Source organism: uncultured Fibrobacter sp., assembly GCF_947166265.1.
In the GTDB taxonomy this organism is placed as follows: Bacteria; Fibrobacterota; Fibrobacteria; order Fibrobacterales; family Fibrobacteraceae; genus Fibrobacter.
In genome coordinates, this window is record NZ_CAMVDO010000006.1 from 1 (window position 1) to 11,361 (window position 11,361).

Consider the following 11,361-nt stretch of genomic DNA (forward strand, 5'->3'; position numbering starts at 1 on the left):
AGCAGGAGCGCGAGAGGAACGACGCCGCGAATGCGGCCCGCGATTCCAAGATGGCGGATTTTTTGCGCTCAATCGGAGTTTCCGAGAAAAACGTAAAAACGGCCCTTGCAATTAAGTAAGCCCTCTGACACTTTCTCAAGAAGTTAAAGAACCGGTCCCTAGGGCCGGTTTTTGTGTGTACCCCGACTAAGGTCCCTGAGCTTGTCGAAGGGCCGATGTGCTGTTGAAGGGAACATGTCGTTGCTGCGTAGCGAAGCAATCTCTATTGACATAGCCCCTTTCTGGCTTGGATGTTGTTCGCCGTGCAATGTTAGCTCCAGAAGATAAGCTCGCATCGCTCACATGGCCTCGGGCTTCGCCCGACGAATGTTCGCTTAACGACTTATCTTCTTACGCGTCATTCTTCGTCCTTGATGCAACGAACAGGTTCATAAGAATCCATTCCTATACCACTAATATCAATCATACCCTGATTTATATACCAGTCTACTGCATTCGCGCAATGCACATATCCACTAACACACGCACTCGTAGGATCAACGGCTATATCAGAACTTAAAATACGCGCCTCCTCAAAACCCATATATCCATATGAAGAATGATAAAAACTTCCTGGTAAAACAGAAAAACCATAATCATCTGTAGCAAATCTCCAACTCTTTATTATTCCTTTAGCCAAAAGAGTCTTGCTGTCATCATTTACATAATTTTTTAAAACAGACCATTCCTCTTGACTCGGCAAGTGCCACCCACTTGGGCATATACCTTTCACCTGTTTGGGCAATCTACACATTTTCAACAACTCATTATCCTCATAATAGTCAAACTCCTTATAGCCGCAAGTTTCACCTTTTTCCGCCCAATATATAGAATCTATAGCCGCAGACCACATATAATAACGTCCATATTTTTCGCAGCTATCCAGGTTTGCCATACACCAATTTTTTCCTATCATACTTGGATAAATACTTTCATCAGCAAGGTTCAAATTTTCCGCCATCCACGTCTGATCACCTATTTGAACCGTTCGATAGATTCGTCCATCTCGCTCATCTTCTAATTTTCCATATGAAATAGATTCGTTTCCGTAGAATCGTTTCCATTCTTCACCATAACAGAAATAGACGTAATCAGCATTTATATTTCCATGAACAATTTGACCAAATTCAGAGCATTCCTGTTTATATGTATCATACTGTAATGTAGTCGCAATATTCCACTTGCGGGGATTGCAGATATAATACACATCGCCTACTTTACCAACGGAATCTTGTATAGCAGCAACGCATCCGCCTAGCACTTCTTCAATATTGTTAGCAGCACGCCATGCAGTCGCATCAAATACATAAATAGTGTTCGTTACTGAGCCCTTCTTTATTTCGCCATCAACGCCATCTTCCCAATCTTTATTATTCTCATGGTCGTAGGTGTCTTTTTCTAAAGTGGTAGCATTTCGCCAAATCTTCTTATCAGTCTCGTAAATGTAATAGATGTTTTTGTTTATTTGCCCTGTACGAACTTCACCATTAAATTCTCCGACACCCCAAGTCGCGGTATCCTTTTCTATGTTGGTTGCAGCACGCCAGGTTTGCGATACGCACTTGTACCAAACATCATCTTTTCCCTTGCCAACGGTATCCTGCCTTAGCGTGGTGCAGCCCCGCAGTCCGAGCGAACAATCGGTTTTGTTTCCGCTGCGCCATGTCTTATTTTCATAGACATAACAGTTGGCAGTATTCACAGAGCCGGGCTTGCTGTCGCCGTCCTTTCCTGCCGCCCAGCGGTATGTGTCGTATTCAATGGCGGACGCTTCGACCCACTTGCTCGATTTGCATATGTAATAGGTCGAGCCGACCTTGCCTACAGTATCCTGCCGCAAAGCAGTGCAACCACGCAAGCCAAGTGAACAATCTGTAGATTCTCCACTGCGCCAAACCGAATCTTCGAAAACATAACAATTCGTCTTAACGACATCTCCGTATTTCACGTCGGCATCGTTACCAGTTTTCCAACCATAGGTATCTTTTTCTATATCAGCCGCTTTACGCCATTCGCGTTTTTGACAGATATAATAAACGCCTTCTGTTTCCGCAACTTTGCCAAATCTTTTTTCAACGCAGCCACCTAATGCAGATTCCACATTGCTGGCATGACGCCATCTTTGGACATCGCAATCGTAGGCGTAATCCTTGTTCACGTTGCCGAAAACAATTTTTCCGTCTTTGTCACATTTCTGCTGATAGGTGTCATATTCCGTATCGTACGCAACGCGCCAAGCACCGCTTTCGCATATAAAGTAGGTGCTGTAATTTCGACTGAGTGCGTTTTCGTTTTTCTTTACTTCACCTTCGCGTTTTTTGTTGCAGGTGCCGAGACCGTAGTTTTGCCACCAGAAATTATCGACGTATTTTTCGAAGGCAGGAACGTCGGCGGAAAGGCCCCAGTTTGTAATTTTTTCACGTATGTAAGACAAACTCTGGCCTAGGCTTTTGGCTGCGGCCCAGTCGGCGATTTCTGTTGCCGTTTTGGAATCGTCCCATTTTCCGTCTGTTTCCATATCGGCTGCATAGTCGGCGAGGCGTTCGCTGAAGTCCGCCTCGTTTAAGTCACCCTGCATAAGAACACTTATGGCTAGGAGTGCGGCGGCGCCTTCGTCTTCTCCAAAGATGTTTAAATCTTCAGCGCTTTTGAAATCTCCATCTATTCCGAACGACGCTAGCACTTCGCGTTCTGCCTGTTTTTTGGCTACGGAAACCGTCACGGAATCGTCTGCAGCCAAGTACAGCGAACGTTCATATTCCAGATGCGTGAGCAGGTTCACGTTCACTTCGTCGCGGTTGCTTAAATCGGTAAGCGCATAGAGTGTCACTTGCGATTTAGATTTTTCGCCAGAAACCTCGTTGCGGTAGAAACCGTTCGCTTTAAGAAGTGCATATTGCGAAGCGAGTTTTGCCACTTTCACCGAGAATTCGCCCATATCGTTCTTGATTTTACCCTCGTAGCTGTTACCGGTCTGCGCGAGAGTCTCGCCATCAAGTTCCTGTACAGTTACACTGGAACCGTTTACGAACGGGCCTTTCTGCGATACGCCCGAAACGGTCTTGTCGGAAATTGCGATGACTTCCTGATCTTCAACCGTACCGCCGGCATTCTTGTTGTCGTCTCCGCAGGCGGCAAGGAATAAACTGATTGAGACTGCCGCTGTTGCAAGGCCCTTCGGCAAGCTCAGGGACCGAGCAACAAGATTGTTTTTGTTGAGAGTTCTCATTTTTTCCTCCGTTTGTTAGAGGGGTTGCTTTCTTTGTAAACTTTATCTAGAGATCCTTCGACTTCGCCTTTCAGGCTTCGCTCAGGATGACGGGGGGTGTGGGTTCCTTCGCGGAGCTTCACTTGCTCAGGATGACAGGTTCTGTGCATTTTTTCGCTTAGGTTCGTTAAAGGGAACAGTTGCATGTTCAGACGGTAAACTTCATCGGTTTGGTCGGTTTCGGAGGCTATTGCTACGATTCGACGCCGACATTCGGCAAGTTCTGCGACAATGCGGTCGTAGTTTTCATGCGTGATGCCTAACGTAAGTCCTGTGATGTTTCGACCATAGGCGCTTTCATTCTTTAAGGCGTCTACAGCGAGTTCTGCCATTTGGAGTTGAAGGTCGTGGGCGATGGTGCGACGGATGGAAGACGGACTCATTTTTAGTGAGCGGTCGATTTGCCTAAAGTTCCCATTTTCGTCTTTTTCGAGATAGCCAGCCTGTTGCAGGAATTCGAGAATGTCGCCTACTTCGCTAGTCGATATGCGGCGCCGTGTTGCACTTGCGATTTGTCTTGGCGTTGCCTCTGGCATGGCGGGGGCGAGTTCGCGGATGAGCGCGTTTTTCCAGGACCTGAAAAACTCGAATTCGTCGGCAGCGACACTACGCACTTTATGGATCTTTGCGAGTTCGGTGATGGCTTCAAGTGTCTTTTTCTTGCCTTCGATATTTTTGGCGTTGTCGTATTGAACGAGTAACTGGAAATAGGTTGCTTCGAAGCCTGCAAGTCTCATGGCTGCGGCGACCTGTGGTGCCGTGCTTTCGCTCAGGTTCTTTTTGCCTTCACATACATATTGCAAAAACACCGGCGACGAAATATTGGCAAGTTTCGCGAATGTAGCCCAAGAAAACCCGACGCGAGCCTTGCGCTCGTCGTAGAAATCTCGGATATATTTCCGATAATCTATGTATTCAATAATCGGTGCCATCGTATTGAATATAAATCTGAAATCTGAAATTAGCAATAGTTGGAATATGAAAATTACTTATTTTTTATTATAAATGTCAAAATTCGCTTAAATTCGCAAATATTTTAGTCTAATTTGGAATATGACAGCCGTTGAAGTTCGCTTCCCGTACCGGTCCTGTTTTTATCTATAATGGATAAGATTGTTTTTACACGGTTTTTAAACGGTGTTGTTGTAATACACAACACATAAACTAAAATTAACACAAATTTTTACACACATGGAATTATTTTTATGATATAAAGTGGAGGATTTATGGGCTATTGGGCTAAAGTCATTTCTGCCACGGCGCTATTGGCGTCTTTTTCGCTTGCGCAGACCTACGATCTGCCGATTGTGTTCATTGATACCAAGGGCGAGTGTCTCGACCAGAATGTGACCGAGAAAATCCCTGCCACCATGAAGGTTCTAGATGGTGCCACGAACAATGTGGCCGACAGTGCCAAGGGTACCCGCTACGACATCGGCATCAAGGTTCGTGGGCAGTCTTCGGCCAAGTTCCCGAAACCGGGTTACAGCATCGAAGTCCGCGACGAGAAGGGCGAGGGCATGGACGTAAGCCTGTTCGGCCTCCCTCCAGCTGACGACTGGGTCTTGCACGGCCCGTATGTCGACAAGAGCATGATGCGCAACGCCCTTGCCCATTGGCTTTTTAGGCAGGCAGGGCATTACAGCCCCCGCACCAGGCATTTCGACTTGTATATCAACGGCGTGTACCGCGGCGTCTACGTGCTCATCGAAAAAATCAAGCGCGGCAAGTATCGTGTAAACGTGAGCAAACTCAAGGAAACCGACATCAGTGGCGACGACGTGACTGGCGGCTACATCTGGGCTTTCGACAAGACGGGCACCAATACCGGTGGCATGGGCATGGAAGATATCAACAAGGAAGGTTTCAGCACGGCTGACGGCCTGAATGTCATTATGCACTACCCCAAGAAGGAAAACCTGCAAACTCAGCAGCAGGCCTACCTGAAAAAGTACCTGGAAGATCTCGAAAATCTGTTCAAGAACGGCAGGAACGGTAGCGGCTATGAAAATTATGTCGATATGACTTCTGCGCTCGATTACGTGCTGCACGAAGAGGTCACCAACAACTCCGACTCCTACTGGTGCAGTTTCTTCTTGCACAAGCCCAAGGACAGCAAGGGTGGCAAGGTGACTCTTGGCCCGGCTTGGGACTTTAACCTCGCCATGAGTAACGGTGGCGGCATGGGCTCGACATCGACCGACGGCTGGCAAATCGAGAATCCTCAGAAACAGGGCCAAGGTGGAATGATGATGATGGGTGGTGGCCTGAAAGCTCCGAACTGGCTTATCGGTATGTGGAAAGATAGCCACTACCAGAGCGAACTGAAAAAGCGCTGGGCGGAACTCCGCAGCGGTGTATGGCATACCAAGACGATGGATGCGTACCTGGATTCCATGAAGGTCTACATCACCAAGGCGGCTGACCGCAACTTTAAGCGCTGGCCTAACCTGGGGCAGGGTAGTGGTCAGGGGGATCCCGATCCGGAGCCGATGAAATACTGCAACAACCAGAACCAGGGTGGCCAAAACCAGAACCCGTGGGGAATGTGGGGTGGCGGCATGGGTGGTGGCATCACCATGGGTGGCAATAATGCAAGCACTTGGGACGGCGAATTTGAACACCTTCGCAAGAAGATGAAAGAAAGAATGCAGTGGATGGACCGGCAACTCGGATTTACCGAACCTGCGCAGCCCATTGTGACTGAGCCCGTGATTCATGATCCGGATTGGCAGATGGATACCGTAACGCAGTCAAATTACAGGAATGTTCAGATGGAAAATCTGAGCAGACTTTCTCCGACGAATTACTTTACCGTGAACGGGGAGTATCTTGAAATCCAGACGGACCTGGGTGGAACATTAGCCCTTCTCGACTTGAATGGTTCCGTTCTGTACAAGACCAGAATCCAGAAGGGTCTCACGAGCATGAAGGTTCCTGCCAAGGCAAAGAACAAGCTCTGGATAGCCACTCTTAATGGCAAGATGATGAGCCACTAAAAATAAATCCTGTAGCGGAAGCTACAGGAAATCTTTATAGATAATGCTTGACCTTGTTGATAGGGTCAAGATTTTCTTTTGGAGGCTTCGGTACGTAGATTTTCACGGCGTACACGTAGTGCTCCGTTTCGGCAAGGATGTCTCCTTCCTGCATGTCTTCGTTGATTTCGATTTCGAGCTCGACTCCGTCGCGGGCAATGCGGCGGATGGAGTGTTCCTTAAGTTCGTGGCTTTCGAACAGTACGTCGATGACTTTCTTGTAAGTGCCGTGGTGGGTGGTTCCCAAAATCCTGTCGCAAATCATTGATATTCCCGTGTTAAACCGCATCCATGGTGTCCACCTGGTTCACGATGCCGGTGACGGTCGCAATATAGCTATTTATGCTTTCAATGAATGCTTTCTCGTTTCGGCTAGAGAGGGGTGCCTTGAGCGCAGGGTAGGCGTTAAAGATTTGCTGGTGGTTTTCGGGGTAGGTCCTGTGAATCAAGTAATAGACGCCGTACATGATCGGGAGCAGGGTCGCGTTTGCACGGGCGAAAAATCCGAGCGGGTTACGGTCCTGTTGCAGGTAGATGTAGGCTTCGCGGAGGTGTATCAGGAGCCCGCGGAGTTCGCGTTCGCATTCCAGGCGCAGGCATTCCACGTTCGGTTCGTAGTTGGGGAGCGGCTTTGCTCCGGCTAAGGCCACGTTCCTGTTGGCGATGTGCAAAAATTCGAGCGGAAAAACGTCTTCGGAGGTCTGGATTTCCTTGAGCGTAAAGAAGTAGCGGAACTCGATGTTTTCCTTTTTCGCCTCGCGCAGCAGGTCTTGCAGGGGCTTGATGCTTGCGGTTGAATTGTCTCGCAGGATAAAGCTGATGGTCCAGGGGCTTTCGAGCGCGTTGAACCCCTCGACTAGGCAGTCTCCGTGAATAAAGGCCGAAATCAGGTTGTCGCCCAGGGCTTGCTGCAGCATGCCCGGCCAATTGGATCTTTGAAGTTCTACGATGCTCAGGTTCTTTTTCATGATAACCTCACCAGGAATTGCGCCGCCCGAAACCGTTACGGCTTTCTCCGCTGAAACTGCTGCCTCCGAAACTTCCACCGAGTCCGCCGCCAAAGCCTCCTCCGAAACCTCGTGGACTGCTTCCGAATCCGCCGCTGAATCCGGTCTCGGGTTCGTCCTTTTTCTTGTTCTTGATGGCGCCTCCGAACAGGAACCAGAGAATTCCGTTTCCGCGCCCGCCGCTGAACTTTGCCATGAGCAGCAGGAAGAAAACGAACAGGATAAAGAGAATCATGAGCGCGGGGACGCTGTTTTCGTGGAGCTTGTAGGGGGCTTCGTCGATGTCGAGCTTTATTCCTTTCGCCTTTGCGCCCATTTGCGCCAACGCGTACGAAAGGGAGAGGATTCCTTCGCCGTAGTTGTATTCGCGGAAGGCAGGAAGAAGCGTCTTTTGCTGAACTTTCGCGAGAGTTTTTTCGCTATAGATATTCTCGATGCCGGGGGTCACGACAATGTTTTTCCAGCGTTGTTTTTGCGAAACGAAAATCATGATCCCGTCGCCGTTCTTTTTGCCGAGTTCCCATTGGTCGGCGGTATTCTTGGCGTACAGGTCTCCCTTTTCGAACAGGTTCACGTGCCCGATGTCGTCCATAAGTACGCAGGTAAGTTCGATACCCGTCTTTTGGAAGAACTCTACTGCAAGATTGTTGAAAAGGCCTGTCTCGGATGCGTTAAGCAGGTGGTTGTCGTCGTAAATTTGGCTTTCGGCTGGCTTTTGCGGGTATCTTTGGGTATCTGTAGATGTTTCTGCCGTTACTCCGAGAGTAAGGCTCAGGCATAAAAGTGCAATACGAATGAAAAGTCGCTTGGTAGAAAACATCTACTAGAAAATATAAAGTTTATTTCAAAAAAGTAGACTATGAAATTTATTTTTCATAGTCTTATCGAATAAACGGCCCGAGTTACGGATGGCTTGGGCTCAGTTGCTTTTGCAGGGGGCCAAAATCCAGTTTGCCGATTGCCTTTACGGTGGCGTCATTGGCGGACTTGCCTGTTTCCCTTGCCGATGCGATAAAGGATATTCCCTTGCCCTTGAGGGCCACATCGACGTTGTAGGTGTAGCGGGTCATGTTGTCGCTAATCTTGAGAGCCTTTTCTTCGGTGGAATTCACCTTGAGTTCCAGTTGTGGCGCAGTCGTTTCGTTGTCGACGTAAATGGATTTCTTGGCGAGTGCCTTTTCGATCGCGTTGCAGAGGGGGGCTGTCTCGTGGCAGAGAATCCGGATGGAGTACCGGGTGTCGCTTACCTGGTAGGAAAATGCGAGTTTTTGACGAAGTCCTGTCGCTTCAAGCAGTTCGGGGGTGAAATTGGGCTCGACGATGATTTCGTAGGGACCTTTTTCGAAATTCACTTTCCTCAGGTTGAATGTGGCGGTACCGTCGGTTTGAGTCCTGCGTTCGAGCAGAACCTGGAATCCCTGCTTGGCGACAAGAGGAAAATTGGAAACGGGACCGACATTGTCAAAGACCGTAACATTCCAGGGCGGCATTTCGGATTTGCTTAAGGTGAATGTCTCACTGGGGCCTTCGATTCGAATTTGCGAGAGCTTTTCCAGGAGCTTTGCTTCGAGTTCTGGAATGTGATGCTTGAGCTGATGCGCTTCGTTGACGGGGTAGACGGAGGCGAGTCTGGAAACCAGTTGTTGGTATTCGTCAATCTTGCGGTTCGCGTTCTGGAGCGCGTCGATGCCTTGCGCGTACTGCCTTTCGTCAATGGATTTTGAAAGTTTTGCTTCGAGTTCTGCAATTTGTGTGCGTGCCGCACTCATCTGAAACTGAATGTCGGCGGTGAATTCGTCCAGGTCGAGCGTGGCGGTTGCCTTGAAGCCTTTGTCCGTCTTGACGGGGGTAATGGTGATGCCCTTGATTTTAAGGTTGCTTGTCACCTGGCTTGTCGCATAGAAGTTTTCGGTGAGGTTGGATTTTTTACCCGATGTCGTTTCTTCTTTTGTGAGCGTTTGAGTCGCGCGGACTTGCGAGGAAATTTGTTTTGCGACACCTGCGATGGCTGTATTGTTCGCATCTTCCTGGGATACGTTAGAAGAGGCCGTGTAGGTGATGACCTTGCTGGCGAAGGAGGCTCCCGTTGCCAATAGAACAATCCAACATAATTTAAAAACTCGCATCATCTTTTTCCTTTAATAGCCAATTTTTCCCTGGATTCCCTCCCTCGTTACACTCGGTCGAGGATGGCCTCTCCTAACCACTAACCGCAGCCTACTTCACTTCCATCACGATCAGCTTCTTGGAAATGTTCAGTTTCTTGGTTTCTGCAGTTGACTTGAGGGTTTGGCGAATGGTCCTGTAGACGTCGTTGACATCTTCGAACTTGTCACTGGGGGCGTAGACGACCAGGTCGATGGTCTTGGACGTCATGGCGTTAATCTTTACCTTGTTGAACATTCCTTTTAGGCTTTGGGTAATCTGGTCGTGCAGGTCTTCGAGTGCGGAATCGGAATATTCTCCGGTGATGTTCATGACCACCTTGTACTGGCTTCCGGTCTTGATTTCGTCTTTCCAGTAGTTAAGAATCTGTGCCTCGATTGATGGCATCGCCTTCTTGGCCGCATTTTTCAGGTTCGCCTGCTGGTCTAGGTCGGTTGTGCGGCCGTGGCTGTTGATAGAACTGGTCTGGGAACCCAAAAGACGTGCCGTCGTCGTTTCGTAGGCGTGGAGGTCTATCGTCACAAAACCCTTGGGATCGATCGCGGTCGAATACTTGATATAGATATCTGCGTTCAGGGCGAGACCCGCGAGGTAGGCCAGGTCTTCGTCGTTTCCGGCAATGTCGTTTTGCATTTGGACGATGTTGTCCAGTTCGGCGCTGCCTTCAAGGGATTTTACCTCGTAGTGATGCTGCGTGAGGTAGTCGTTTAGACCGTCCTGGGCCGCTTTTGCAAAAGGATTGCTCGAGACCTGTTGCAGACTGCCGATACCCTTGCCCTGGGAGACCGGAATGACCATGATGACCGGTTTCGTGAAATTTTCGGTGGCCTGTTCTGTCTTTCGGCCAGTCTTGTTTTCTGAAAGTGTTTTTGGGGATGAATTTTTCTTTTTGTCCCAGTTGAGTTCCTCGTACGAGGATTTGGCCCGTTCGCGAGTTTCGCGGGCGGAGTCATTTTTCTTGTTGCCGGACCATGATGCCGTTGTGGCGACCAAAAGGAGCCCTAAAATAACGTTTATCGTCTTCATATATGTAAAAAATATGTAAACAGTAGCATAAAGTCAATATGTGGGGTGAAAAAAGAACGATTTTATCTTTTTTTTCAAAATAATGTCCTATTCTAAAAAAACTCTATATATTTAGAGTAAAGATTCGGTATCAAATTGCAGAAACGGAAAGGTTCGTATGAATGAAAAATGGCTTTGGCTCCCGGATTTTGCATCGGATTTGGGACTGTGGGAAGATGATCTGGTCGGCGTTGCCCCCGCTGCAGACCATGTTTTTGTGCCGTACGAAAAGATGGCGAATTCCCTGGATGATCTTTATGGGTTGGAGGACATGTCGAGTGCGTCAACCGTGGCCGCCTGGGGGCTTGGCGCCTTTGCCCTGCTGAAAAATGCGGCGCATCGCCCGAAACGGCAACAGTGGGTGTTGCTTTCGCCGTTTGCCGATTTTTGTTCCGAAGATAGCGAGTGGACGACCGAGAACTTGTCCTTTATTGCGCACCAGACCCTTACGGCGATCGATGCGACCGTCAATGCTTTTTTTGAATTGCTTGAAGACGAACTGGGTGAATGGCAAGACGACTGGCTGAAAAAGGCCAAAAGTATGGACCCGGCGTCTTTGCGCCTTGGGCTTGATTACATGGCGAAAAACCGTATCGATTCTCCGGTAAAGACGGACGGTGACATTCGTGTCCTGTTTGGACGCTTGGACAAGGCGATTTTACCTGCGATGACTTTGGCTTTGAAAGATTTCCTGCCGCAGGCGGAATTCAAGGAACGTCCCAAGGCCGGGCACTGGCCTCCGATGCTACTCTTTTAGGGATTTTTGCTATCTTTCTTC

9 protein-coding genes are annotated in these 11,361 nt (G+C 48.7%); 2 read left to right on the forward strand and 7 right to left on the reverse strand.

Annotated elements, in window-relative coordinates; genetic code table 11:
• Window positions 1-397 precede the first annotated feature (397 nt).
• Window positions 398-3,268 carry an FISUMP domain-containing protein gene (locus Q0W37_RS04545; RefSeq protein WP_297699208.1) on the reverse strand — a complete coding sequence of 957 codons (2,871 nt, stop codon included), beginning with the start codon at window positions 3,266-3,268 and terminating at the stop codon, window positions 398-400.
• The gene (locus tag Q0W37_RS04550) at window positions 3,265-4,239 is read right to left on the reverse strand and encodes a TIGR02147 family protein (protein WP_297699210.1); all 975 of its coding nucleotides are present in this window, start codon (window positions 4,237-4,239) and stop codon (window positions 3,265-3,267) included. The genes Q0W37_RS04545 and Q0W37_RS04550 overlap by 4 nt, the downstream gene beginning before the upstream one ends.
• A 294-nt stretch (window positions 4,240-4,533) precedes the next feature.
• Here Q0W37_RS04550 and Q0W37_RS04555 point away from each other — a divergent pair, with 294 nt between their 5' ends.
• Window positions 4,534-6,306 carry a CotH kinase family protein gene (locus Q0W37_RS04555; RefSeq protein ID WP_297699212.1) on the forward strand — a complete coding sequence of 591 codons (1,773 nt, stop codon included), beginning with the start codon at window positions 4,534-4,536 and terminating at the stop codon, window positions 6,304-6,306.
• Between the two features lie 34 nt (window positions 6,307-6,340).
• Here the strand turns inward: Q0W37_RS04555 and Q0W37_RS04560 are convergent, their stop codons facing one another.
• The 5 genes from Q0W37_RS04560 to Q0W37_RS04580 all read right to left on the reverse strand — a co-directional run bounded on the left by Q0W37_RS04560 (window position 6,341) and on the right by Q0W37_RS04580 (window position 10,544).
• The gene (locus Q0W37_RS04560) at window positions 6,341-6,610 is read right to left on the reverse strand and encodes a hypothetical protein (RefSeq protein WP_297699214.1); all 270 of its coding nucleotides are present in this window, start codon (window positions 6,608-6,610) and stop codon (window positions 6,341-6,343) included.
• Between the two features lie 13 nt (window positions 6,611-6,623).
• Window positions 6,624-7,313 carry a hypothetical protein gene (locus tag Q0W37_RS04565; RefSeq protein WP_297699215.1) on the reverse strand — a complete coding sequence of 230 codons (690 nt, stop codon included), beginning with the start codon at window positions 7,311-7,313 and terminating at the stop codon, window positions 6,624-6,626.
• 7 nt (window positions 7,314-7,320) lie between these two features.
• A complete protein-coding gene (locus tag Q0W37_RS04570) occupies window positions 7,321-8,172 on the reverse strand; it encodes a YgcG family protein (RefSeq protein WP_297699217.1) in 852 nt (283 codons plus the stop codon).
• A gap of 82 nt (window positions 8,173-8,254) precedes the next feature.
• Window positions 8,255-9,445, reverse strand: a complete 1,191-nt coding sequence (locus Q0W37_RS04575) for a hypothetical protein (protein ID WP_297699218.1) — start codon at window positions 9,443-9,445, stop codon at window positions 8,255-8,257.
• Between the two features lie 124 nt (window positions 9,446-9,569).
• Window positions 9,570-10,544: a hypothetical protein gene (locus Q0W37_RS04580; RefSeq protein WP_297699220.1), complete on the reverse strand. Its 975-nt coding sequence runs from the start codon at window positions 10,542-10,544 to the stop codon at window positions 9,570-9,572.
• A gap of 157 nt (window positions 10,545-10,701) precedes the next feature.
• Here Q0W37_RS04580 and Q0W37_RS04585 point away from each other — a divergent pair, with 157 nt between their 5' ends.
• Window positions 10,702-11,340, forward strand: a complete 639-nt coding sequence (locus tag Q0W37_RS04585) for an alpha/beta hydrolase (RefSeq protein ID WP_297699222.1) — start codon at window positions 10,702-10,704, stop codon at window positions 11,338-11,340.
• Window positions 11,341-11,361 lie beyond the last annotated feature (21 nt).

Excerpts from the sequence above, each read along its gene's own strand:
- Q0W37_RS04545 (WP_297699208.1), bottom strand. The coding sequence starts at position 3,268 with ATGAGAACTCTCAACAAAAACAATCTTGTTGCTCGGTCCCTGAGCTTG.
- Q0W37_RS04550 (WP_297699210.1), bottom strand. The coding sequence starts at position 4,239 with ATGGCACCGATTATTGAATACATAGATTATCGGAAATATATCCGAGAT.
- Q0W37_RS04555 (WP_297699212.1), top strand. The coding sequence starts at position 4,534 with ATGGGCTATTGGGCTAAAGTCATTTCTGCCACGGCGCTATTGGCGTCT.
- Q0W37_RS04560 (WP_297699214.1), bottom strand. The coding sequence starts at position 6,610 with ATGATTTGCGACAGGATTTTGGGAACCACCCACCACGGCACTTACAAG.
- Q0W37_RS04565 (WP_297699215.1), bottom strand. The coding sequence starts at position 7,313 with ATGAAAAAGAACCTGAGCATCGTAGAACTTCAAAGATCCAATTGGCCG.
- Q0W37_RS04570 (WP_297699217.1), bottom strand. The coding sequence starts at position 8,172 with ATGTTTTCTACCAAGCGACTTTTCATTCGTATTGCACTTTTATGCCTG.
- Q0W37_RS04580 (WP_297699220.1), bottom strand. The coding sequence starts at position 10,544 with ATGAAGACGATAAACGTTATTTTAGGGCTCCTTTTGGTCGCCACAACG.
- Q0W37_RS04585 (WP_297699222.1), top strand. The coding sequence starts at position 10,702 with ATGAATGAAAAATGGCTTTGGCTCCCGGATTTTGCATCGGATTTGGGA.